Raw genomic sequence first — 23,071 nt, forward strand, 5'->3', positions numbered from 1 at the left:
CACTCTCTACTAGCACATCATAAAGCTCTTGTGCTAAAAGTATAAATTCAGTTTTAAACTTTTAGCACAAGGCATTCTATGACAAATTCTTACCGCTTAACATTATCCTGTGCCGACAGGCCTGGCATTATTTCCGATGTTAGTGGCTTTATTGCCGGCCATGGTGGCAACGTTACCGAGTCACACCAATTTAGTGATGCCAATAGCGGCATGTTTCATATGCGTTATGTTATCGACCCGAGTACGTTACGCATGGATTGTAAAGGCTTTGAAGAATTGTTTACGCCTATTGCACAGCGATACGCCATGAATGTGCGCTTAACCGATACCAGTAAGAAAACTAAAGTGCTACTTATGGTTAGTAAAATAGACCATTGCTTAAAAGATATTTTATATCGTTGGAAAAGTGGTGAGCTTGAATTCGATATCCCATGTGTTATCTCTAACCATGCAGACTTAAAAGAGTACGTTGAATGGTTTGGTATACCGTTTTTTCATATTCCAGTGCCAAAAGACGCTACAGGAAAAGAACAAGCATTTAACCAAACTTCAGAGGTAATTGATCAATACCAACCCGATACCGTTGTACTTGCGCGTTACATGCAAATTTTACCGCCGTGGATGTGTGCAAAATATCAAAATCAGGTAATTAATATACATCATAGTTTTTTGCCTTCATTTATGGGAGCGAAGCCGTATCATCAAGCATTAGAGCGCGGCGTAAAACTAATTGGTGCTACTTGCCATTATGTCACCCAAGATTTAGATGCCGGGCCAATTATTGATCAAGACATAGCTAGAGTGCACCATTACCATACTGTTGATGACTTGGTGCGCCTTGGTAAGGACGTTGAAAAAAACGTTTTAGCTCGCGGTCTAAGAAATCATTTAGAAGAGCGTGTCTTAGTACACAACAATAAAACGATTGTGTTTGCTTAATATGATTAATCAGGTAGCTGGGCGACCAATAAATCGATAAAACTTCGCACTTTAGGTGATAAATGTTTCTTACTTGGGTAAATCACATAAACATTTATTTCGGGGGTAACGTAGTCTGCAAATAAGATTTCTAGATTATCTCTTGCTAGCTCAGCTTCCATACAAAATGCAGGGAGTCGGCATATTCCATGGCCATCAAGTACCATTTGTAATTCCACTTGCGAGCTATTACATAGGATAGTTTGCTCTACATCTACTTGAGATTTATTATTGTTGGTATCAACAAACTCCCACCTATTTGGCGCTTTTAAATTGCTATAACAAATACATTGATGATTAATAAGATCTTGTGGAGATCTTGGCCTACCAAAGCGTTTAAGGTAGGCTTTCGAGGCAACGACATAAGCTTTACTGGTATGAATTTTACGGCATATAAGACTCGATTCAGCCAGTTGATTTGTCGCTCTTATAGCTAAATCAAAACCGTCTTCAATCACATTTACCTTGCGGTCATTAAAATCCAGTTCCAATTTAACATCTGGATATTGAGATAAATAATTAGATAATATCGGTTGTAAATAAGTTTCACCAAACGCAACCGGACAACTGACTTTCAACAGCCCTTTCGGTTTACTGTTACCTAAATTCAGACCTTCTAATGCTTGAGTAGCGTCTTCAATCATTTGCTCGCACTGTTGATAAAATACCTTTCCTTCCGGCGTAAGACCAATAGAGCGAGTAGTTCGGTTAATTAAACGTAACCCTAGCCTAGCTTCAAGCTTGGTAATTGTTTTACTTATATGTGATGTTGAGTGCCCGGTTTTTTCCGCTGTGGCTGAAAAACTGCCATTTTGGATAACCTGAGTAAAGATCACTATGCCATCAAATAATTTACTATTAACCAACGGTTATACCTTGCCATTATTGAGATAAATACAGTATAACCAATAACAATTCACTGTCATATGGAAACAATTATTATCAATTTAATGTATTAATAATCATAAAGAATATATGTATAGTATCTCCATCAACCAACGAGAAGGTATTATCATGAACGTATTAGCATTCGCTGCAAGTAACAGCAAAAACTCAATCAACAAAAAATTAGCAACTTTCACTGCCAACCTAGTTGCAGATGCGCAAGTAGAAGTTTTAGATATTAATGATTATGAAATGCCGATTTTCAGTGAAGATCGTGAGAAAGAATTAGGTCAACCTCAACAAGCTAAAGATTTTTACCAGAAGCTTGGCGCTGCCGATGCCATCGTTATTGCCTTTGCTGAGCATAATGGTTCGTACACTGCAGCATATAAAAATTTATTTGATTGGACATCAAGAATTGATATGAAGGTGTTCCAAAATAAACCTATGCTGATGCTAGCTACTTCACCAGGACCTGGTGGTGCTGCAACAGTATTAGCTGCAGCAACTGGTTCAGCACCATACTTTGCCGCCGATGTAAAAGCTTCAGTATCTATACCAAGTTTTTACGACAATTTCGATATGGAAACTAATGCCATTACTAACCAAGAAATTTTAGAGCAACTACAACAAGCAGCCCAACAATTAAAATAACTTTAATTTATATAACGCCACAGCCCTTGTGGCGTTATTTATTCTTACCAATTAAAAGATAAATTGGTATAAGAAACCCGCACCTACTGCCATCGATAGAATTACGGTTAAGAAAGCGATTATCATCTGATTTCTAAAAATAGATTTTAATAACACTACTTCAGTTAAGCTTGCCCCTGCACTTCCAATAATTAATGCCATTACCGCTCCTAACCCCATACCTTTGGCAGCCAATGCTGCGCTTAATGGAATTACTGCTTCAGCACGTATGTAAAGTGGGATACCAATTACTGCTGCAATTGGTATTGCTAATGGGTTATCTTCACTGGCAATGTTTGCCACAAATTCGGTAGGCATAAAACCATATATCATTGAACCCACTGCGATACCGCCAATTAAGTAAGGTAAAACTTTCTTAAAATCTGCCCATGTTGTATTCCAAATACGAGCCCACTTACTAATCGGCTTGCCACTTTTAGCGCAGCTTGAGCCACAACCGCTAGACTCTGGGGCTATGTAGGCTTCTGCTTTAATGTATTTTTCAAAACCTAATTTTTCTAATAGATAACCTGCTACAACCGATACGCCCATAGCGATAACAAAATAGAAAGCCGTCACTTTAAGACCAAATGTTACTGCGAATAAACCTATGATTATTGGGTTGAGTAATGGGCTGGCAAATAAGAATACCATCATGGTACCAAAACCAGCTTTTGCACTAAGTAAGCCCTTTAAGAATGGGATGGTAGAACATGAACAGAAAGGCGTAATTGCTCCTAAAAAGCTAGCAATAATATAGCCTTTGCCATTTTTACTGCTCAGTATGCTTTGAATTTTACTTGGTGGAATGTATTCCTGAAGTACGCCAACAAGGTAGCTAATAAGTAAAAACAGTAGAGTTAGTTCGACTGCTAAAAAGGCAAACATGTTTAATGTTGCGAAGATCATTTCAGTGCTAATAGTCATAACTTAAATCTCGGTATTTCTAGATTTGTCGAATTATAAAGAAATACATTCCCTTGTCAATATATTTCTAGTAATATCGAATTATTAACTAGTAAGTGAGAATGTTATGGATATTGAAATTATTGCCAAAGCCTTAAAAGAATTAGGCCACCCGACTCGATTAGCTATATTTAAACGCTTAGTAAAATCAGGAGACCAAGGCATAGCTGTTGGTGCTGTACAAGAAGAGTTAAACGTACCGGGCTCAACTTTATCACACCATATTTCTAGTTTAGCCTCGGCCGGGCTTATTAAGCAGCGCCGTGAAGGCCGAACACTTTATTGTGTAGTTGAATATGAAAAACTACAATCAGTTCTCTCATTCTTGCAAGATGAATGTTGTATTGACCAACAATAAATACAATTAAAGCAAGTGGTTGATGATAGAAGGGTTCAAACCAAGTTGGTCAACAGCGCTATAAAATTTCTGAATTAATTATGTTTGAGGTAAGTTTTCAACAGGCTTTTGCTGCAAACGGTGCGATATCAAATCATAGAGTAAATTAAATAAATAGGTATAAATTACAAAAAAGATAACAGCGCCAAAATCCATAACTAAGGCTTTCAACAAACTCACTTCAAGCACCCACATGATAAGAGGTACAGTGAAAATAACTAGTCCAAATTCAAATGCTAAGCTGTGTATCACTCTGATTTTAGTTGTACGATTAATGCGTGCTCCGGTGAAGATACGATCGAAGAATATATTAAAAATATAATTCCAAAGCATTGCTATGGTAGAAATAACAACAGCTAAACCGGTTAAGCTGGGCAGGCTTTTTTCACTGACAAATGTAGCTAAAGCGACCAATAATAAAATAGCCGTTAACTCAAATAAAAGCGCATGAAAAATTCGTTCTTTAGTCGTCATAGTTTAGAAATGATCAATAAATAAAACGCAATTATATTCATATATATGATACTTTAAAGTTAGTAACTATCACATTTATTGATACAAGAGTTTTACTATGCTGAACCCTGAACAACTAAAAATGCTGGTTTTAACTGATGAGTTAGGATCATTTAGTGCTTGTGCAAAACATTTAGGAAAAGTGCAATCGGCGGTTAGCCAAGGCATAGCTAATTTGGAAATAGACTTAAATGTTAGTTTATTTGACCGTAGCACAAGAAAACCTACTTTAACCCCTGAAGGGTTAAGATTGTTAGATTACGCAAAAGCAATATTACGTCAAAATGAAGAATTATTAAGTGCTGCGGCAGCAATAGACAAAGCAGAGGAACCGCAAGTAACCTTTGCTATTGATAGCGCCTTAATGTTGCCTAAACTAGCAGATATACTTAAACAGTTTAGTGAAAAATTTAAAGTTACCCGTATTAACTTAATGACTATAGAAAGCAGTCAAGTTGCAACAATGGTAGCCAATGGCTCTGCTGATATAGGCCTCATGTTTGCAGATCCTAACTTTTTAAGAGAGATTGAGCTTTGTTATATAGGTAATCTACCGCTTTATGGCGTTTGTAGAAAATCTCACCCACTAGCCATGCTTGAAACCGTAAAAGCAGGAGATTTAATTCCACATAGAGAAATTTTATTTAAAGATTTTCAGCAAAGTAAAAAAACTGAACTACCAACCTTTGGGGCTGAACACTGGTACGCTAACAATTTTCATGAGATAAAAACATTAGTCGAGACAGGTTTGGGTTGGGCCTATATTCCTGAACATATGGTGGGAAAAAATCATTCAGAACAAGACTTAAAAAAGCTCAATTTTAGCTTTGATCATAAACCATGGAGTCCACCGATCGATTGCATTACTCAAAAAAATAGGGCTATGGGAGTATCGTTAACTTGGTTATATGAACAATTAAAAGGATTGTTAGACTAAATACACGCTAATCGATCTTGAGTAGAACTGGTATCGCTACTTTAATTATCCCTATATCAGATAAGAATAACTCAAGTAGCAATATCCAAGTATGTCTACAGTTTATCGGCGGATACAGCCTGGAAAGCTACACAACATTTCAAAAATTAAGTTGGCAGCTAATAAAGAAGTATTACCTGTAGTATCGTAAGGAGGTGATACCTCTACTAAGTCTGCTCCAATAAGGTTAGTGCCGTGCATTCCTCGAATAATTTCTAACGCTTGTGGAGATGTTAAACCTGCAGGCTCTGGCGTACCAGTACCAGGGGCAAAAGCTGGGTCGATACCATCAATATCAAAGGTTAAATAAGTTGGGGTATCCTCACCAATTAATTCACGTACCTCGCTCATTAGAGGTGTTAATGATTTTAACCAGCATTCTTCTGCTTGTACTACTCGTACGCCTTGATCAATTGCCCATTGAAAATCTTCAGAACTATAACCAGTAGCACGTTGACCTATTTGCACCATTTTTTTAGGGTCAACTAACCCTTCTTCAATAGCACGTCTAAAAATTGTACCGTGGCACTCTTTTTCACCAAACATACTGTCATTGATATCTGCATGTGCATCAACATGTACTAAAGCCATAGTGCCGTGCTTTTTATATAAGGCACGTAAAATAGGTAAACTAATTGTATGATCACCACCAACACTAACTGGCTTGATGTCTTTTGCCATTATCTCATCATAGTGAGCTTCGATGATCTTAATCGACTCAGCTAAGTTAAATGTATTGATAGCAACATCGCCAATATCGGCAACTTGAAAACTATCAAATGGTGCCGCTTTGGTATACATACCGTAAGGACGTACTAAAACAGATTCATTACGAACTGATCTTGGGCCAAAGCGAGTTCCACTTCGATTACTAGCACCTATGTCTAGTGGAATACCAATAATGCCAATATCTAGGCTTGCATCTAATTCACTGCTTGGTAAACGAAACATGGTACCCGGGCCACCAAAGCGCGGCATTTGATTACCACCTAATGGCTGATTAAAATTTTGTTCTGTCATGTTACTTACCTTATGTACACGTAATTATGGCTTTAGTTTCTAAGAATTCTTCAACACCTGTTGCGGTGAACTCTCGACCATTACCAGATTGTTTATAGCCACCGAATGGGGCATGATAATTAAATTCACCACCGTTGATCATGCACTGGCCACTCCGAATTTTGCGCGCAATAGCAATGGCACTTTCATCATCTTTAGCAAATACCGCTGAAGACAGGCCAAAAGGTGAATCATTGGCGATAGTAATCGCCGAATCTAATGTTTTGTACGGGATCATACATAATACCGGACCAAAAATCTCTTCTTGGGCAATACGCATGTCATTGGTTACATCCGCAAATATAGTTGGTTTTACATAAAAACCTGATGTTTGGTTTTCAGGGAAATCAGTACCACCATAAACCAAACGCGCACCTTCATCTAAACCTATTTGTATATAGCTTAATACTTTCTGCTGATGAGATTTAGAGCTTAACGGCCCCAAGAAATCACTTTCAGTCATGCCAACAGTTAAGTTCTCTGCCACACTTTTTGCATGCGCAACCGCTTCATTATACAAAGCTTGCGGTACTAACATTCTTGAAAGAGTATTACAGCTTTGACCACTATTAAGCATCACATCTTCAACACCGTAGGTAACAGCAGTTTGTAAGTCGGCATCTGCAGTAATGATTAATGCTGATTTACCGCCAAGCTCTTGAGTTACTCGCTTAACCGTTGGAGCGGCAGCTTGTGCCACTTTAATGCCTGCTCCAGTTGAGCCGGTAAATGAAACCATATCAACATCAGGATGACTAGAAAGTTGTGCACCAACCACCGGACCAGTTCCCGGTACTAAGTTGAATACCCCTTTAGGGACACCACATTTTTCTAATATTTCAGCCATGATGAAGTCAGCTGTAGGCGTTTGCTCGCTTGGTTTAACAACCATGGTACAACCTGCAGATAATGCCGCACCAACTTTGCCGATAAACTGATGTAAAGGAAAATTCCAAGGGTTAATAAAAGCACAAACACCAATGGCTTCTTTAACAATGATACATTTTTCGGCCTTTTCTACTTGTTCAGTAACTTGGGTATGATCAGCAAATAGTTCCATTGCATAAATAGCCCCTTCAACATGCAACCAGCCGGCAATATGCTCTGGACAACCCATAGTCGAAGAAATCGCTGTAACTAATTCATCTTGGCGCTTAGTCATTTCTTTAGCAATATTCTTAATGATTTCACTACGCTTAACTGCAGGGGTATTCGACCATGCAGGGAAAGCTGCCTTGGCAGCAGCAACAGCGATATCAACATGCTCATTAGTACCACAAGCAACTTGCGATATTACTTGTTCAGTCGCAGGGTTAATCACGTCTAGGCTTGCACCATCATGATTATCGACCCATGCGCCATTGATATAAAATTTATTTAAGTTATTCATGATATTTTCTTCGAGATGTTGGAGGTATAAAATAAAAAAACAGTTGTGGCACTAGGGCCAACAACTGTTTTGTTTAAGCAGATTTAGTAATAATTATATTTAACTGTTAAACCAAATGTCGTTGGTTTTTGACGGTAAACTGTACGGCCGGCAAAACCAGTGAATGAATAGGTTTCAGCATCATCATCAAGTAAGTTTCTTGCCCATAATGATACTGTCCAGTTATCTTCATCAGAGCTAAGTGAAACTAAACCATTTAACGAACTAACCGGACCATATTCTGCATTATCATCTGCCAGTTGTGCGTATTGAGTATCAGACCAGCTGTAGCTTGTTTGGAATTTCAAATATAAATTATTTTCTAGTGGCATATCGTAAGCAACTAAGGCGTTATAACTCCACTCTGGTGCTTGCGATAATACGGTACCGTTTTCTAATGGCGCTGCTAATGCATCAACGAAACCAAAGCCATTTTCATTAGCCATGTCATTTACTGATGGATCGGCATTGATACCACGTAAATCCTCAGTAGTTGGTGCTTTAGTCACTTCTGAATCAAGAAAAGCAACACCAGCTTGTAATGTTAGTTCATCTGTCGGTAACCAGTGAATGTCCATTTCAAAACCTGTGGTTTGTGACTCTGGAATATTTGCTAACGTAGTATCAGCAACAGCAAATTCACTAAAGTTACTAAAATCATCAGATACAAAGGTAAGTAATGATTGACGGTTTTCATATTCTAATGCAAATGCGGCACCATTAAATTGCATAGAACCATCAAGTAAAGTCCACTTAAAACCAAGCTCAGCTGATGTTACATCTTCCGGCTCAACGTAACTCCATGCTGATGAATCTAAGATTGCACCACCGTAATAAACGCCACTTTTGTAACTTGTAGATACGTTACCAAATACTAATAAGTCATCATTTACTCGATAATCTAAGCCTAACTTACCTGTTACAGCATCTTCTTCATTAGTTTCGTTTAATTCAGTTACAGGGAACACTTCACCAAAACTTAGGTTGGTTGATTCACCATTGAAGCTACGTTCATCATTTGAGTAACGAATACCTGCAATTAACTTCCAGCTATCATTTAGCTGTGTTTCAGTATGTAGATATAAGCCATAAGAGTCAGTTTCTTGTACGTAATCGGCAGTAAAACGATCAAGGTTGTATGCAGAAATATCTTCTGGATATAACACACCATCAAATGCAGAATCGGTTAAGAAAAATGAATCATCAAATGTATCTACGGTATCAACTTCTTCATTTGAAATATTAAAACCGGCTACCCAAGTAAAGTCGCTACTTGCAGTACTTACGAAGCGAATTTCTTGAGACCATTGAGATAACTCATTCTCTTGTAGTAGTTCCATAGTAGCAATGGCTGAACCATCGTAATTATCGACAACACTACGATCGTATGTGTCCACAGAAGAAATAGAAATCACATCGAAGTTATCAAAAGAATAATCTAAGGTAAGTGATACACCAGAGCCTTCTTCATCACGTTGTACATCAAGCTGGCCAACACTTACTTTATCAGGAGCTGAAGGCGAATTTAGTGTCGCAAATGAGTCATCACCAAATACATCTTCAATGCCTTCACTATCTGGTGAACTAGGCTTTGATTTATCTTGACTCATATACACACGTAATAAGCCCGTACCGGCACTACCTAGCTCAAAACCAAGTTGTCCACGAACAGCAAAAGTATCAATAAAACCGAACTCTTCACCTGTTTCATCATCAGTTTGCCAACCTTCATTTGAGTTAGCATAGTTAACAGCAATTCGACCATTTACTGTATCAGTAATAGCACCACCAACAGCGCTAGTAACTTCTAGTGTTTGATAACTGCTGTAATCAACTTCAACATAAGATTCGAAATCATCCGTAGGCTTTTTGGTAATAAAATTAATTGCACCACCGGTCGTATTTTTACCATACAGAGTACCTTGAGGGCCTTTAAGTACTTCCACACGTTCAATATCAAATAATTGACCGCCTAAATATACAGGGCTACTGGCAAAAATTTCATCAGTGTAAACACCTACACCACTAGTATTGTTTGGACTAAAATCATCTAGACCAATACCACGTATTGCAAATATCGGCGTACCGCCAGATGTTGCGTTAACGGCAACTAAACCAGGAGTATGAGCACCTAAATCTACCGCATTTTCAACGCCGATATCTTCAAGCATATCACCTTGGAAAGCTGTAGCTGTTACACCAACATCGGTAATTGCTTGTGTTCTTTTTTGCGCTGTTACCGAAATTTTTTCAATTTCTTCAGCATAAACATTTTGTGTAACCGCCATTACAGCTAATGCGACAATCGACTTAGTAAACTTAGATTTATTACTCATTTTATATCCCCCTAATGATTTATTTGTTACTTTGTACAAATATTATTTTTGTTATAGTTTTAAGTAACACTTTTTTAACTATTGCAGTTTGTAGTCGTTTTGTTTATCCCCCAAAAAGGGGAGATATAAAAATAAGTTCCAATTATTCATGATTTCTTTAAAAAAAATAAACCTGTGGAGTGATGTTTTAGCTAACGTCATCAGTAAAAAGTTCAGCACCGATTCGATTAATGAATTATTACAAGGTGTAGAGAGCATGCTCGATGGCAGTAGCGGCATGATCACCCTGTACCCTTATTTAGGTAAACCACAAACTACTCACCACCGACTGCTCGCCAACGAAGATCCTAATTGGCATATAAGTACCTATGAAGATGGCGCCTACTTATTAGACCCTTTCTATCGATACGCCTTGGATAACCAAGCTGAAGGGGTATTTAAATTAGATGATGTGGCGCCTGAAGGATTTAAAGAGTCTGAATACTATTCAGTTTTTTATGAAAAAAGTGGTTTTGAAGATGAAGTCTGTATTATGTTGCAGCTCAGTGATAAATCAATTTTAAGTATCTCGGTAGTAAAACATTCTATTCATCAAAGTTTTAACCAAGATCACTTAGCATTTATCGAAAACACTTTTAGCCTAGTAAAAAGTATTTTTACCCAATGGCTACAAGCTTATGAAACAGCTTTTGATGGTAGTTTTGAAGGACACTTAGAACACGCGTTAGGGGCTTTTGGTAGCTCACTACTCACTCCAAAAGAATGTGAAATATTGCATTACGTACTACATGGTTACTCGGTAAAGTACATTGCTGAAAAGTTAGAGAACAGTGTTGAAACCATTAAACACCACCGAAAAAACATCTATCTGAAGCTTGATGTTACTTCACAATCAGAACTATTTTATCTATTCATTGCCTCACTTAAGGCTTTACCTAAAGGCTCAAAAGAAGATCCTTTAAGCTTTATTTAGGTCCCTCCCCCGAATGGGGGATATTATGTTGAGCTAAAATTTGAAATAGTTTGTTTACATTCTATTACAGATATAATTACTATGACTCAACCAACAACCCTTTCCTTATTTGATAACCCCAAAGCCATTGCGGCAGCAGTGATTATTAGTATTGTTGGTAATGCGGTATTCATCGGCATGCCTATGCTAGTTGGCTCTTTAGCTGAAACTTTAGGTTTTGATGAACAACAATTAGGTTGGTTAGCTTCTGCCGATTTAATCGGTATTTTTATAGCATCCATTGCAACTTCATTATTAGTTAACCGCTGTAACCGTCAAACCTTAGCCATAATTGGCACCATAGTTGCGATTATAGCTAATTACAGCTCAACTATTTTTCATGATTTTGACACCTTATTTGCGATTAGAATTATTTCAGGTCTTGGTGGTGGTATTTGTTACTCTGTAGGTGTTGCAAGTCTAGCCGGTACTCATAAGACCGCACGTAATTTCAGTATTTTATTATTTGCTCTAGTTGCGGTAAATGCTATTGAGTTATACACATTCCCATCTATATCAGACGCCTGGGGCGTGAATGGGATCTTCATCTTCTTCTGTTGTGCATTCATAGCAACCTTATTTTTCATACCTTGGCTACCGAAGAAAAGTGATGTTAACGACACCACGGCAACAGATAAGTCAGCCTACTACAACGCTAAAATACCTAAATGGATCCCTTGGTTATGTTTAGTCGCTGTTGCCTGTGTATATATTAATGTTGGAGCATTTTGGGCCTTTATTGAACGTTTAGGTGCGGACAGTAGCCTAAGTGACGACTTCATCGCTAATACCCTTGCTATTGGTACACTGTTTACACTTTCAGGCTGTGCTATTGCTACTTGGATGGGTAATAAGTTTGGCCAATCAAAACCGCTTATTGGCGCTTTTGTTTTAATGACAAGTATTTTGTGTTTACTAATGCTTGAAGTAACACCAATTAAATACGTAATTGCGGCTACCATCTTTAACTTTAGTTGGTTATTTATTGACGTATTCCAACTTGGTACATTAGGTAATATTGATCACACAGGCCGTTACGCTGCACTTGTACCCGCAGCGCAAGGATTCACCCAATCTCTATCCCCTGCCGCTGCAGGATATATCCTTACTAATAACTATGGTTATGACGGCGTAATGATGCTTTGTGCTGTTGGCACCATCAGCGCCATGCTTATCTATATGGTGGTGTATAAGCACTTACGAAAAATTGCACCCGAGATTGCTGATGCAAGTTAGCCCTTAGCAAATATCCTTATTTTATTTGGCTTAACTTAGCCGCATACAGATCAATTAAATTGCTCTTTATTTCATAAATTGCATTAGTAACTGGAACTACAATGATGAACGAACAAGCACAAAAAGCATTACTTAAAACTAAGTTTTTTCCTTACTGGTTAGATAATGAAAATGCCCCTGAGAATGAGCCAAAGCTAACCGAAGACAAACAATGTGACTTACTTATTGTCGGCGGTGGCTTTACTGGGCTATGGGCGGCTATCCAAGCAAAAGAAAATAACCCTGAACGCGATATCATCATCATTGAAGCTAAATGTATGGCAATAGGTGCTTCGGGGAGACCAGCAGCAATTTTATCGACTTCAGTTATGCATGGCCTAATTAATGCTGCAAGATTATTCCCTGAAGATATGGAAGAATTAGAGCGTTTAGGCAAAGAAAATATGGATCAATTTAAAGAGACCATTAAGCGCTATGATATTGATTGTGATATTGAATGGGGCGGAGAGCTTACCGTCGCTATTGGTGATGAAGGCTTACCTGATATAGAAAAAGAATTTGTTCTATATGACAAATATGGTCACGATGCACACTTACTTAATAAAGAAGAAGTACAAAAAGAGATTAACTCACCACTATTTCATGGTGGTTTATGGTCGAAAAAACGCAGCGGTACAGTACACCCTGCTAAGCTAGCTTGGGGCTTAAAAGCTGCGGCGCTAAAATTAGGCGTTCAAATTTTTGAATATACGCCATTAGTTGACAGTAAACACTTAAATCCGGGTGTATTAGTAACAACACCGCATGCCAATATCACAGCGAATAAAGTACTATTAGCCACCAATGCATTTGCTGCTGGACACAAAAAAATCAGTCAAAGAGTTTCTGCTATTCGCGATCGAATTGTTGTTTCAGAGCCATTAACTAAAGAGCAAATGGATAGTATTGGTTGGCAAAATCGTCAAGGCATCTATGACACACGCACGCAATTAAACTATATGCGTTTAACTGCAGACAATCGTATTTTATTTGGCGGTCGCTTAGGCTATTTCTTTAATAATGATACCGACCCTAAAGATGACAAAACAGATAAAAATTACCTGCCGTTAGTACAGCAATTTTACAAGACATTTCCTACTCTAACTGATATGAAATTCTCGCATGCATGGAGTGGCCCTATCGGCTTAACCACAAGAATGGCAGTACATTATCAGCGCTATTATAATGGCGACATGATCTATGCTGGTGGCTATTCAGGTTTTGGCGTTACCGCCACTAGATTTGGTGCGCGCGTTGCTTTAGATATTATCGATAAAAAAGACACGCTAGAAACAAGAATGAAATTTGCTAATACATTACCTGGTTACATTCCACCAGAACCATTTCGCTGGATTGGCGCTAAAATCACTATGTATGCATTAGATACTTTAGATGAGAAAGGTGGCTGGAGAGAGCCTTGGGTAAGATTAGTTGAAAAGATGGGCTTCCCTATTACTCAAAACGAACAGTAATTTCGAGTTCAACTTTAAAAGACAGCAAACTAGTATTTATTAGTTTGCTGTCTTTTCTTATATAGATTTAACAAGTAAAACCTAGGTTGAGTTTATCAAGAAGCTTTAACCATAGCCCTCGTTTACCATTATTTTTATCCGCTTTAACTAATGCCGCGTGAGTTATTTTTACCCCTAACCAACGAAATGGCTCAGGTGCCCAAGGCATAGGTTTCTTTTTGATAAATTGCATATCGAGAATATCTGTTGGGTCATAGCCGAGCAATTCTAAAGCAACGCGAGCGCCAAATCGAGATGCTCCAACACCTAAACCTGTATAGCCAACAGCCCAAGCAACACGTTTATCATAAGCATGACCTGGTACCATACAAAAGCGAGTTGATGTAGCAATGATACCGCTCCAACGATGACTAAATTTAACATCTTTAAGCTGAGGGAAAGTTTCAAAAAACTCTGCGGCTAACTGCTCAAACCTTTCAGGTATATCGGCACAGTCTCTGCGCTTAATATTTTTATTATAATAATAACGTACTGCACCGCCGCCGCCCCATGTAATGCGCTTGTCTTTGGTCATACGATAATAGTGGAACATATTATTGTTTTCACCCAAAGCATGGTGAAACTTATCCCAACCTATGGCTTTAAGCTGCTCTTCGGTTAGTGGCTCTGTAGCAATTTGATAATCCCAAACAGGGATAATGGATTTTCTTATTTGACGTACTGGCGACCTAAAAGCATTCGTACCAACTAGCACTTTGTCAGCGATAATAAGGCCATTAGGGCAAGATGCTTTCATCTTATCTTGGCCTAAAGGTTTTAACATTTCGACAGGAGTATGTTCATAGATACGAACCCCTAATTTAAGTAAAACCTCTTTAAGTCCCCAACAAATTCGAGCAGGGTCAACAATGCCATCTAAGCCATTTCGATATAACATACCCGCCTTATAGGTAGGCGAGTTAACCTGTTTTTGCATTTCTTCTTGGTTATACCAAACCACATCTTCACCAGCGGCTTTTTCTTCTTCGTATAATTCACGAAGATCAGCTTTGGCAGCATCATCTACTGCAACCTCTGTTTCGCCAACACATTCGTAATGAACATCAATTCCATATTTATCAAAGGTAGCGAGCATTTCTCTGATATTTTGTTTGCCTAATTCAGCGAGTTTTTCCTCTTCTCCGGGGAAGTGGTATTCAGTGTTATTTTCACCATGGGCTAGATCGGAACTTAGGAAACCGCCGTTTCTACCCGATGCACCATCTGCAATAAAAGTTTTTTCAATCAAAATGATGTCTAAATCAGGGCGCCTCTCTTTAGCTTGCAATGCTCCCCAGAGACCGGTAAAACCACCTCCGACAACAAGCAACTCGCAAACAACATCCTCCTCTAAAGCAGGCTCTGACTCTGGACGGTCGTCAGAGTCTAACCATAATGAACCATATTTAGAATGTTGTAATGCTTCTAATGCCTGCTGCATAAATCCTCTTTTTATTGAAATTATTTTACTGCTATTAATTTAATTTTTTAATAATTACTTTATGTACCAACCCCAAGGTTCGTCACTTTTAAACGTGGTAATTTGTTTGGTTTCAAGATAATTATTTAAGCCCCATTGCCCTAACTCGCGGCCAATACCCGATTGTTTGTAACCACCCCAAGGCGCTTCCACAAACGTAGGCTGTGAACAATTAACCCAAACAATTCCTGCTCTAAACGCTCTGGCAACACGCTCGCAGCGTTGCTCATCTTTAGACATTACTGCAGCAGCTAAGCCAAAACGTGAATCATTGGCCATGCGCACAGCGTCGGCTTCATCTTTAAATGGTTTAACACATACCACTGGGCCAAAAATTTCTTCTTGCCAGATCCAACTGTCTTCACTCATATCGGTTAATACGGTTGGCTCAATGTAGTAGCCTTTACCAAAACTTGCCGCACGCTTACCACCAGTTGCAATTTTGGCACCTTCAGCGGCACCTTTGGCAATGGCAGCTAAGACTTTTTCATATTGAGTTTTATTTACTAATGGCCCTAATAACACGCCGTCGCTATTACCTTCACCGATAGTAATTTTTTTAGCTTCGCTTATTAAGCACTCTAATAACTTCGGATAAAGAGATTCGGCCACTAATACTCTTGATGTTGCCGAACAAACTTGACCTTGATTCCAAAAAATACCAAACATAATCCATTCAACGGCTTCTTCGATGTCGGCATCTTCAAAAATAACTAATGGCGACTTGCCGCCAAGCTCTAAGCTAATATTTTTAATTTGCTTAGCCGCCATTTCCATAATTTTACCGCCTGTAGGTACTGAGCCGGTAAACGCCATTTTATCTACATCAGGGTGCTGTGCTAATGGCTGACCAGCATCTTGACCAAGGCCGGTAACTATATTTAACACGCCAGCAGGTAAGCCAGCTTCTTCGGCAACTTCACCTAAGGCGATAGCGGTTAAAGGAGTTATTTCTGAAGGCTTAAGCACCATAGTACAACCTGCTGCTAATGCTGGAGCTACTTTCCATGCCGCCATTAACATAGGGAAATTCCAAGGAATAATGGCGCCAGCAACACCAACAGGCTCTTTAATTGCTTTCGAGGTAAAGCGAGGCTCTGGTAATTCCACGCTAGACTCTGAGCTGTTATCAAGTTCTTTAGCAAGGTTTGCATAATACTCAAAACAACCGGCAGTATCTTCAATATCCCACTCGGCTTCAGGGTAAGGCTTACCATTATCAAGTACTTCTAGTTTTGATAATTCAGTTAAACGGCGATTAATGATATCCGCCATTTTTTGCAAATAAACAGCTCGCTCTGCACCACTTAGCTTAGGCCATGGTCCATTATCAAAAGCATCACGCGCTGCTTCTACCGCTAAATTGATATCATCACTATTCCCAGCAGGGATTTGAGCAATAACTTCTTCGGTTGCAGGATTAATAGTGGCAAATGTATTTGTTGTTGCTGGAGTTGTCCATTGACCATTAATAAAGTGTTTGCTTTGCATTGCGAGTCCTTTGTTGTGTTTATAGCTAACCTGACTTTACAGACTAGTTGTTCTTAGCGACAAATGTATCTTATATAAAACTAGTGTGTTCAATTTATTAAACACATTCAAGTGTTAATTTAATGTTTATACCACTACATTACAAAAATATGCCTTAAAATCATCACTTATATTGCAATCAAGGTGTTCATTATTTTTGATAAAAATTGACTCACTAGCGGTGAATGTCTGTTCTTTGTGCGAGCTACTTTTTACCGTTAATGAGCCAGATAAAACGTAGATAAAGCGGTGTTCGTTATTTGCCTTAATATATTCAGTGCTATTACAAATGCCTGCTTTAAATGTGTTTTGCTCATTAATAAATACCTTATTAGTTTGGCTTGTTTTAAATAGGGCTACCGAATCAACTTCACTGTTACCCGGCGCTAGTGTGTCATTGTCTAAAATTACATAGAATTTTTTAAGATAACCTTGTTGCTGCCATTGGCAATCGTAACCTTTAGGAATAACAAAACCTTCACCAGCCTTAATTGTTTCAATATTACCGGTTTTATTATTTTTAATTTGCGCCTGACCTTCTAGCACCACCATAAATTCTTCCATGCCATAAGGTCCTGGAGTCTCATCCATAGTATCAGTGTCCCAAACACCAACGTATAAGCCAAGATCTTCATCACAATAATAGTCATGGCTATGTTGCAACGGAATATCGGATGCAAACATATCGGCAGTCAGTTCATCGGCTTCATCATGGAAACCTTCAGGATACGCTGAAAGGGATATTATCTGGTTAGTCATATATTATCGTTCTCTAGGTATAATTTTTAATATAGGGATAAAAAAGGCCGTTATTTAACGACCTAAGCTTTAACTTAATCAACTCGGGAAGGCGAATGAAACCCCTTCACGCACACCACTTGATGGCCAGCGCTGAGTAATAGTTTTACGTTTAGTATAAAAACGTACGCCATCTGGACCATAAGCATGTAAGTCACCAAATAATGAACGTTTCCAACCGCCAAAACTGTGATAAGCAACCGGTACAGGTAAAGGCACATTAATACCAACCATACCTACTTGAATGTGATCAGAGAAGTAACGTGCCGCTTCACCATCTCGGGTAAAGATACAGGTACCATTACCATATTCGTGATCGTCAATTAATTTCATGGCTTCTTGCATGGTTTTAACGCGAACGACTTGTAACACAGGGCCAAAAATCTCAGCTTTGTAGCTATCCATTTCAGGTGTTACCCCATCGATTAACGTTGCACCAACAAAGTAGCCGTTGTCATAACCTGCAACTTTAGGATTGCGGCCATCAACAACAACGGTTGCACCTTGTTGCTCGGCACTGGTAATAAAACCATTTACTTTATCTTTATGCTGACACGTAATTACCGGACCAAAATCATTACTCGCATTGTCATAAGCACCAACACTTAAACCTGTCATCGCATTTTGCATTTTAGCAACTAGCGCATCGCCCGCTTCATCACCTACTGCAACAGCAACAGATAATGCCATACAACGTTCACCTGAGGAACCAAATGCAGCGCCAAGAAGTTGGTTTACCGCATTATCCATATCGGCATCAGGCATAACAATCGCATGGTTTTTCGCTCCACCAAGGGCTTGGCAACGCTTACCATTAGCATTAGCTGTAGCGTAGATATATTCAGCAATAGGAGTTGAACCAACAAAGCTCACTGCTTTAATACGCTGATCGGTTAATAACGTATCAACGGCTTCTTTATCACCATTAACAACGTTCATTACACCATCAGGCAAACCTGCTTCTTTTAATAGTTGAGCAATATAAAGTGTTGAACTTGGATCACGCTCTGATGGTTTTAATACAAATGTGTTACCACAAACAATCGCCAGTGGGAACATCCACATTGGTACCATTGCCGGGAAGTTAAATGGCGTAATACCAGCAACAACACCTAATGGTTGAAACTCAGACCATGAATCAATATTAGGACCAACATTACGGCTGTGCTCACCTTTAAGTAATTGTGGCGCACCACATGCAAACTCAACGTTCTCAATACCTCGTTGCAACTCACCCGCTGCGTCATGACTTATTTTACCGTGTTCTTGGCCAATTAATTTACAGATATGATCAGCGTTTTCTTCTAATAACTCTTTAAAACGAAACATTACACGTGCACGTTTAATTGCAGGGGTATTGCGCCACTCTGGAAAAGCTGCTTCCGCACTTGCTATTGCTTGCTCTACCGTTTGTTTTGAGGCAAGCAGTACTTTTTTCTCTGCTTCGCCGGTTGCAGGATTAAAAACATCTTGCGTGCGATCACCATCGGTAACCATTTCACCATTAATTAAATGACCAATTGTTGTCATGAGTTTTCCTTGTTTATACCAGCACTTATTGCAAGTAAATAATTCTTAAAAAGTTATATAAATTTATTGTTATTCGACTTCAGCGATAGACTCGCCAATAGCATTGATTAAGCTGTCTATTTCGCTCGCTTGCGTACTAAATGGTAAGCCAAGCTGAATCGTGTCGCCGCCATAGCGTACGTAAAATCCTTTCTGCCAACATTTCATCGCTATTTCATAAGGACGAAGGGCCGGTTGACCATCTTTAGCGACAATGGAAATACCGCCGGCTAAACCATAATTACGTATGTCTGTAATATGATTTGAACCTTGTAGGCTATGTAGTTTTTGTTCAAATGTAGGTGCCAGTGCTTTCGATTGAGCGATAAGTTGTTCTTCTTCTAATAGCTCTAACGTTGCTAAGCCGGCTGCACAGGCAATGGGATGAGCAGAGTAGGTATAGCCATGAGGTAACTCAAGCATATATTCTGGACCTGCGGTATCCATAAACGTATCGTAGATTTCTTGCTTAGCGATTACCGCACCCATAGGGACAACACCATTGGTAATTTGTTTCGCCGTAGTCATTAAGTCTGGTACAATACCAAACTCTTCAGCTCCGGTTTTACTACCCACTCGCCCAAACGCAGTGATTACTTCATCAAAAATAAGTAAGATATTATGTTTTGTACAAAGCTCACGAAGACGTTGCAAATAGCCAACTGGTGGTGGAATAACACCAGCAGAGCCAGCCATAGGTTCAACAATAACCGCGGCAATATTGGATGCATCATGCAAGGCGATCATTTCTTCTAATTCATTTGCTAAGTTAGCACCATTTGCCGGCATACCTTGGCTAAATTTATTTTCCGGCGTCATGGTATGAGGTAAATGAATAGCATCAATACCTTGGCCGTAAAGTGCGCGGTTTGCGCCAATACCACCAACACTTATGCCACCCCAATTAACGCCATGGTAGCCTTTAGCTCGGCCGATAAAACGAGTCTTAGTGGCTAAACCTTTTTTACGCCAATAACCTCGCGCCATCTTTAATGCAGTTTCAACTGATTCAGAGCCAGAGCCGGTAAAAAATACTCGATTTAAACCTTGCGGCATATACTCAGTAATTTTATGAGCTAGCTCGAATGACTTAGGGTGACCAAATTGAAATGCTGGAGAGTAGTCTAATTGCTTTGCTTGTTTGGCAATGGCTTGAGTTATCTTATCGCGCGAATGCCCAGCACCACAGGTCCATAAACCTGACAAACCATCAAAAATTTTACGACCTTGTGCATCGGTATAATAACGACCTTCGGCGCTAACAATAAGACGTGGGTCTTGTTTAAACTGACGATTTGCCGTAAATGGCATCCAATGAGCATCAAGTTGCTCTTGGCTTAAACCACAATTTGCAGGATTATTATTCATTTTTGTCTCGCTCTTTAAAGCCGGTTAATACTGATTAAGCGCTAACCAATAAATATAAATGTTGCTGCTATTATCAATAGTTTGTTAGATTATTAAATCTATAATTAATTAACCTTAGTTAAGTAATCACTTAACTAAGTGATTAACCAAATAACTTGCTAGCTTTAAATTGAATTAAGTAACTATGTCAGCCAATAAAAATTTACTGCCAAAACAAATTGGCGATGCCCATATTCGACTACTGCGGATCTTTAGAGCCGTTATTGAGTCGGGCGGTTTTGCCGCTGCAGAAATTGAGTTAAATATCAGCCGCCCAGCTATTAGCCAAGCCATAACTGAACTTGAAAGTTTGATGAAGATGAAATTATGCCACCGCGGTAGAGCTGGGTTTTCAATAACGAGTGAAGGTGAGCAGTTTTATCAAGCAACAATGCAATTAATGTCTAGCTTAGAAACATTTCGCTCGCAGGTTAATGCGATTAATACCGAATTGGTGGGTGACTTAAATATAGGCATTACCGACAACTTAGTCACCATACCTCAAATGCGTTTAACCAAAGCATTAAGTACACTAAAACACAAAGCGCCTAATGTAGTCATTAATATTAAAATGATCCCGCCAATTGATATTGAAACACAGATTATCGATGGTCAATTACATATTGGCATTGTGCCAGAACTGCGAACATTACCTGGCCTTAACTACCGTAAGTTATATAAAGAAACCTCCCTACTTTACTGTAGTGATCAGCATCCATTATTTAATCAGGATTTAGATAGTATAAGCGACTCAGCGTTAAGCCAATATGATGCTGTTGTACCTAATTACCCACAGCCAGTATCAATTAAGCAACAACAAAATGTATTGAACGCTACCGCAACGTCAACTGACCGAGAAGGCATTGCGTTTTTAATTTTAACCGGGCGCTTTATTGGTTTCTTACCAACTCATTATGCAGAGCGTTGGGTTAACCAAGATAAACTCCGTGCTATTGGCTCACATACCAGAAGTTTTTCTACTAAATTTTCTGTTATTACCCGTAAAGGTGCGCGTGATAACCTAATACTACAAGCCTACTTAGATGCACTAGAAAGTAGTACTTAGCATTATTAATGACGCCGCTTTAAAAAAGATTTAAGCTAGTAACAGTATATTTAATGGATTATTTATTATGAGCAGTAATGAGACTAAAGAAAAAGACGAGAGTAGCCCTTCTTTAAAAGATGTAGTAGCAAGCGTTGCTGCAGCTTTTATTGGAGTACAGAGTAATAAGAATCGTGAACGTGACTTTACTAAAGGTAAATTTAGTCACTTCGTTGTGGTTGGTCTGATTGGCGTTGTACTATTTGTTGCTATGCTAATCGCTATTGTTAGCTTAGTATTACCAAGCTAACTTTCACACATTAATTTTTCGGTTTATACAGGGCTAGTAACTCACCCACTTTTTTCCTATTACCACCTTTTTGGCTAATGGTTCTAGCAACTTTCAATGATTTTATTTTATCGGCATGCTCGTAAATTTTACGTGTCCAAATAGTATCGTGGTTAGAAATTAATACCGTAACATTCTTCTCAGCAGTAACTTCTTCTGCAGCATTTGCTAAATCAGCTTGTTCATCTAAACCAAAACCATTTCCAGCATAGCTAGTGAAACTTGCGGTTTTACTTAGTGGTACATATGGTGGATCGCAATAAATCACATCACCATCTTGAGCACGCGCAAATGTATCTCGGTAATTTTCACATACAAACTCAGCTTGTTTAGCTTGTTCAGCAAAAGCGGTTAGCTCAGTTAAAGGAAAGTATGGACGCTTATACTTACCAAACGGCACATTATAGCCACCTTTAGAGTTATAACGACATAAGCCATTATAGCCATGGCGATTCATGTATAAGAACAGCAGAGAGCGTTGGTAAGGATCATCTGTGGCATTAAACTGCGCACGTAAATTATAATACTCTTCAGCAATATTATATTCTGGAGTAAATAACTTGGCTGCATCAGCAATGAATTGCTCAGGCTTGTATTGCAAAATTTTATAAAGATTTATTAAGTCTTTATTAATATCGTTAAGTACGTATTGCTTGAAATTAGTATTAAGGAAAATAGAACCAGCACCGGCAAAAGGTTCAATCAGTCGTTGACCTTTTGGCAGCATTTTTCGGATTGTGTCACTAAGGGTATATTTACCACCAGCCCACTTTAAGAATGCTCTTTGCTTATTATTATTGCTGTTAGTCATATACTACTTAGATTGCAAAAGGTTGAGCTAGTTAGATTTGGTAGACTTGCTA

Annotated in this window: 21 protein-coding genes; 9 read left to right on the plus strand and 12 right to left on the minus strand. The window is 38.8% G+C overall.

What is annotated here, in order from left to right:
- Positions 1-78 precede the first annotated feature (78 nt).
- A complete protein-coding gene (gene purU, locus FNN08_RS00155; RefSeq protein ID WP_143582619.1) occupies positions 79-939 on the plus strand; it encodes a formyltetrahydrofolate deformylase in 861 nt (286 codons plus the stop codon).
- 5 nt (positions 940-944) lie between these two features.
- Here the strand turns inward: purU and FNN08_RS00160 are convergent, their stop codons facing one another.
- Entirely contained in the window at positions 945-1,844 is a 900-nt protein-coding gene (locus FNN08_RS00160; protein WP_143582620.1) for a LysR family transcriptional regulator, read from the minus strand.
- A 148-nt stretch (positions 1,845-1,992) separates the two neighbouring features.
- Here FNN08_RS00160 and FNN08_RS00165 point away from each other — a divergent pair, with 148 nt between their 5' ends.
- A complete protein-coding gene (locus FNN08_RS00165; protein WP_143582621.1) occupies positions 1,993-2,517 on the plus strand; it encodes an NADPH-dependent FMN reductase in 525 nt (174 codons plus the stop codon).
- Positions 2,518-2,568: 51 nt separating this feature from the next.
- On the opposite strand, the gene FNN08_RS00170 is transcribed toward FNN08_RS00165, so the two are convergent.
- Positions 2,569-3,483, minus strand: coding sequence for a permease (locus FNN08_RS00170; RefSeq protein ID WP_143582622.1), 915 nt, complete (start codon positions 3,481-3,483; stop codon positions 2,569-2,571).
- 106 nt (positions 3,484-3,589) lie between these two features.
- Here FNN08_RS00170 and FNN08_RS00175 point away from each other — a divergent pair, with 106 nt between their 5' ends.
- The gene (locus tag FNN08_RS00175) at positions 3,590-3,880 is read left to right on the plus strand and encodes an ArsR/SmtB family transcription factor (RefSeq protein ID WP_143582623.1); all 291 of its coding nucleotides are present in this window, start codon (positions 3,590-3,592) and stop codon (positions 3,878-3,880) included.
- A 78-nt stretch (positions 3,881-3,958) separates the two neighbouring features.
- On the opposite strand, the gene FNN08_RS00180 is transcribed toward FNN08_RS00175, so the two are convergent.
- Positions 3,959-4,393, minus strand: a complete 435-nt coding sequence (locus tag FNN08_RS00180) for a PACE efflux transporter (RefSeq protein ID WP_143582624.1) — start codon at positions 4,391-4,393, stop codon at positions 3,959-3,961.
- Between the two features lie 97 nt (positions 4,394-4,490).
- Between FNN08_RS00180 and FNN08_RS00185 the strand changes: the two genes are divergently transcribed.
- Positions 4,491-5,369: a LysR family transcriptional regulator gene (locus tag FNN08_RS00185; protein ID WP_143582625.1), complete on the plus strand. Its 879-nt coding sequence runs from the start codon at positions 4,491-4,493 to the stop codon at positions 5,367-5,369.
- A 102-nt stretch (positions 5,370-5,471) separates the two neighbouring features.
- Here FNN08_RS00185 and speB read toward each other — a convergent pair whose 3' ends face one another.
- The 3 genes from speB to FNN08_RS00200 form a co-directional block, all read right to left on the minus strand.
- Entirely contained in the window at positions 5,472-6,428 is a 957-nt protein-coding gene (speB, locus tag FNN08_RS00190) for an agmatinase (protein WP_143582626.1), read from the minus strand.
- A gap of 10 nt (positions 6,429-6,438) precedes the next feature.
- Positions 6,439-7,857: an aldehyde dehydrogenase family protein gene (locus tag FNN08_RS00195; protein WP_143582627.1), complete on the minus strand. Its 1,419-nt coding sequence runs from the start codon at positions 7,855-7,857 to the stop codon at positions 6,439-6,441.
- 83 nt (positions 7,858-7,940) lie between these two features.
- Positions 7,941-10,232, minus strand: coding sequence for a TonB-dependent receptor (locus FNN08_RS00200; RefSeq protein ID WP_143582628.1), 2,292 nt, complete (start codon positions 10,230-10,232; stop codon positions 7,941-7,943).
- A gap of 148 nt (positions 10,233-10,380) precedes the next feature.
- On the opposite strand from FNN08_RS00200, the gene FNN08_RS00205 reads away from it, so the two are divergent.
- The 3 genes from FNN08_RS00205 to FNN08_RS00215 all read left to right on the plus strand — a co-directional run bounded on the left by FNN08_RS00205 (position 10,381) and on the right by FNN08_RS00215 (position 13,991).
- Positions 10,381-11,205 carry a helix-turn-helix transcriptional regulator gene (locus tag FNN08_RS00205; RefSeq protein WP_143582629.1) on the plus strand — a complete coding sequence of 275 codons (825 nt, stop codon included), beginning with the start codon at positions 10,381-10,383 and terminating at the stop codon, positions 11,203-11,205.
- Positions 11,206-11,286: 81 nt separating this feature from the next.
- Positions 11,287-12,480: an MFS transporter gene (locus tag FNN08_RS00210; protein WP_143582630.1), complete on the plus strand. Its 1,194-nt coding sequence runs from the start codon at positions 11,287-11,289 to the stop codon at positions 12,478-12,480.
- Between the two features lie 101 nt (positions 12,481-12,581).
- Positions 12,582-13,991 carry an FAD-binding oxidoreductase gene (locus FNN08_RS00215; RefSeq protein ID WP_260679240.1) on the plus strand — a complete coding sequence of 470 codons (1,410 nt, stop codon included), beginning with the start codon at positions 12,582-12,584 and terminating at the stop codon, positions 13,989-13,991.
- Positions 13,992-14,058: 67 nt separating this feature from the next.
- Here the strand turns inward: FNN08_RS00215 and FNN08_RS00220 are convergent, their stop codons facing one another.
- The 5 genes from FNN08_RS00220 to FNN08_RS00240 form a co-directional block, all read right to left on the minus strand.
- On the minus strand, positions 14,059-15,471 hold the full coding sequence (locus FNN08_RS00220; protein WP_143582631.1) for an NAD(P)/FAD-dependent oxidoreductase: 1,413 nt from the start codon (positions 15,469-15,471) through the stop codon (positions 14,059-14,061).
- A gap of 54 nt (positions 15,472-15,525) precedes the next feature.
- Positions 15,526-17,001: an aldehyde dehydrogenase family protein gene (locus FNN08_RS00225; protein ID WP_143582632.1), complete on the minus strand. Its 1,476-nt coding sequence runs from the start codon at positions 16,999-17,001 to the stop codon at positions 15,526-15,528.
- A 126-nt stretch (positions 17,002-17,127) separates the two neighbouring features.
- Positions 17,128-17,799 (minus strand): cupin domain-containing protein, encoded by a 672-nt coding sequence (locus FNN08_RS00230; protein ID WP_143582633.1) that lies wholly within the window; start codon positions 17,797-17,799, stop codon positions 17,128-17,130.
- A 78-nt stretch (positions 17,800-17,877) separates the two neighbouring features.
- A complete protein-coding gene (locus FNN08_RS00235; RefSeq protein WP_143582634.1) occupies positions 17,878-19,368 on the minus strand; it encodes a CoA-acylating methylmalonate-semialdehyde dehydrogenase in 1,491 nt (496 codons plus the stop codon).
- 69 nt (positions 19,369-19,437) lie between these two features.
- Positions 19,438-20,775, minus strand: coding sequence for an aspartate aminotransferase family protein (locus FNN08_RS00240; protein WP_143582635.1), 1,338 nt, complete (start codon positions 20,773-20,775; stop codon positions 19,438-19,440).
- A gap of 184 nt (positions 20,776-20,959) precedes the next feature.
- Between FNN08_RS00240 and FNN08_RS00245 the strand changes: the two genes are divergently transcribed.
- Both FNN08_RS00245 and FNN08_RS00250 read left to right on the plus strand, forming a co-directional pair.
- Entirely contained in the window at positions 20,960-21,880 is a 921-nt protein-coding gene (locus FNN08_RS00245) for a LysR family transcriptional regulator (protein ID WP_143582636.1), read from the plus strand.
- 67 nt (positions 21,881-21,947) lie between these two features.
- On the plus strand, positions 21,948-22,169 hold the full coding sequence (locus tag FNN08_RS00250; RefSeq protein ID WP_143582637.1) for a DUF2970 domain-containing protein: 222 nt from the start codon (positions 21,948-21,950) through the stop codon (positions 22,167-22,169).
- 10 nt (positions 22,170-22,179) lie between these two features.
- Here FNN08_RS00250 and FNN08_RS00255 read toward each other — a convergent pair whose 3' ends face one another.
- Positions 22,180-23,019 carry a Dam family site-specific DNA-(adenine-N6)-methyltransferase gene (locus FNN08_RS00255; protein ID WP_143582638.1) on the minus strand — a complete coding sequence of 280 codons (840 nt, stop codon included), beginning with the start codon at positions 23,017-23,019 and terminating at the stop codon, positions 22,180-22,182.
- Between the last annotated feature and the right edge of the window lie 52 nt (positions 23,020-23,071).

The organism is Thalassomonas sp. M1454, from assembly GCF_007097525.1.
Taxonomy (GTDB): Bacteria; Pseudomonadota; Gammaproteobacteria; order Enterobacterales; family Alteromonadaceae; genus Thalassotalea_A.

Excerpts from the sequence above, each read along its gene's own strand:
- purU (WP_143582619.1), top strand. The coding sequence starts at position 79 with ATGACAAATTCTTACCGCTTAACATTATCCTGTGCCGACAGGCCTGGC.
- FNN08_RS00165 (WP_143582621.1), top strand. The coding sequence starts at position 1,993 with ATGAACGTATTAGCATTCGCTGCAAGTAACAGCAAAAACTCAATCAAC.
- FNN08_RS00170 (WP_143582622.1), bottom strand. The coding sequence starts at position 3,483 with ATGACTATTAGCACTGAAATGATCTTCGCAACATTAAACATGTTTGCC.
- FNN08_RS00175 (WP_143582623.1), top strand. The coding sequence starts at position 3,590 with ATGGATATTGAAATTATTGCCAAAGCCTTAAAAGAATTAGGCCACCCG.
- FNN08_RS00180 (WP_143582624.1), bottom strand. The coding sequence starts at position 4,393 with ATGACGACTAAAGAACGAATTTTTCATGCGCTTTTATTTGAGTTAACG.
- FNN08_RS00185 (WP_143582625.1), top strand. The coding sequence starts at position 4,491 with ATGCTGAACCCTGAACAACTAAAAATGCTGGTTTTAACTGATGAGTTA.
- speB (WP_143582626.1), bottom strand. The coding sequence starts at position 6,428 with ATGACAGAACAAAATTTTAATCAGCCATTAGGTGGTAATCAAATGCCG.
- FNN08_RS00195 (WP_143582627.1), bottom strand. The coding sequence starts at position 7,857 with ATGAATAACTTAAATAAATTTTATATCAATGGCGCATGGGTCGATAAT.
- FNN08_RS00200 (WP_143582628.1), bottom strand. The coding sequence starts at position 10,232 with ATGAGTAATAAATCTAAGTTTACTAAGTCGATTGTCGCATTAGCTGTA.
- FNN08_RS00205 (WP_143582629.1), top strand. The coding sequence starts at position 10,381 with ATGATTTCTTTAAAAAAAATAAACCTGTGGAGTGATGTTTTAGCTAAC.
- FNN08_RS00210 (WP_143582630.1), top strand. The coding sequence starts at position 11,287 with ATGACTCAACCAACAACCCTTTCCTTATTTGATAACCCCAAAGCCATT.
- FNN08_RS00215 (WP_260679240.1), top strand. The coding sequence starts at position 12,582 with ATGATGAACGAACAAGCACAAAAAGCATTACTTAAAACTAAGTTTTTT.
- FNN08_RS00220 (WP_143582631.1), bottom strand. The coding sequence starts at position 15,471 with ATGCAGCAGGCATTAGAAGCATTACAACATTCTAAATATGGTTCATTA.
- FNN08_RS00225 (WP_143582632.1), bottom strand. The coding sequence starts at position 17,001 with ATGCAAAGCAAACACTTTATTAATGGTCAATGGACAACTCCAGCAACA.
- FNN08_RS00230 (WP_143582633.1), bottom strand. The coding sequence starts at position 17,799 with ATGACTAACCAGATAATATCCCTTTCAGCGTATCCTGAAGGTTTCCAT.
- FNN08_RS00235 (WP_143582634.1), bottom strand. The coding sequence starts at position 19,368 with ATGACAACAATTGGTCATTTAATTAATGGTGAAATGGTTACCGATGGT.
- FNN08_RS00240 (WP_143582635.1), bottom strand. The coding sequence starts at position 20,775 with ATGAATAATAATCCTGCAAATTGTGGTTTAAGCCAAGAGCAACTTGAT.
- FNN08_RS00245 (WP_143582636.1), top strand. The coding sequence starts at position 20,960 with ATGTCAGCCAATAAAAATTTACTGCCAAAACAAATTGGCGATGCCCAT.
- FNN08_RS00250 (WP_143582637.1), top strand. The coding sequence starts at position 21,948 with ATGAGCAGTAATGAGACTAAAGAAAAAGACGAGAGTAGCCCTTCTTTA.
- FNN08_RS00255 (WP_143582638.1), bottom strand. The coding sequence starts at position 23,019 with ATGACTAACAGCAATAATAATAAGCAAAGAGCATTCTTAAAGTGGGCT.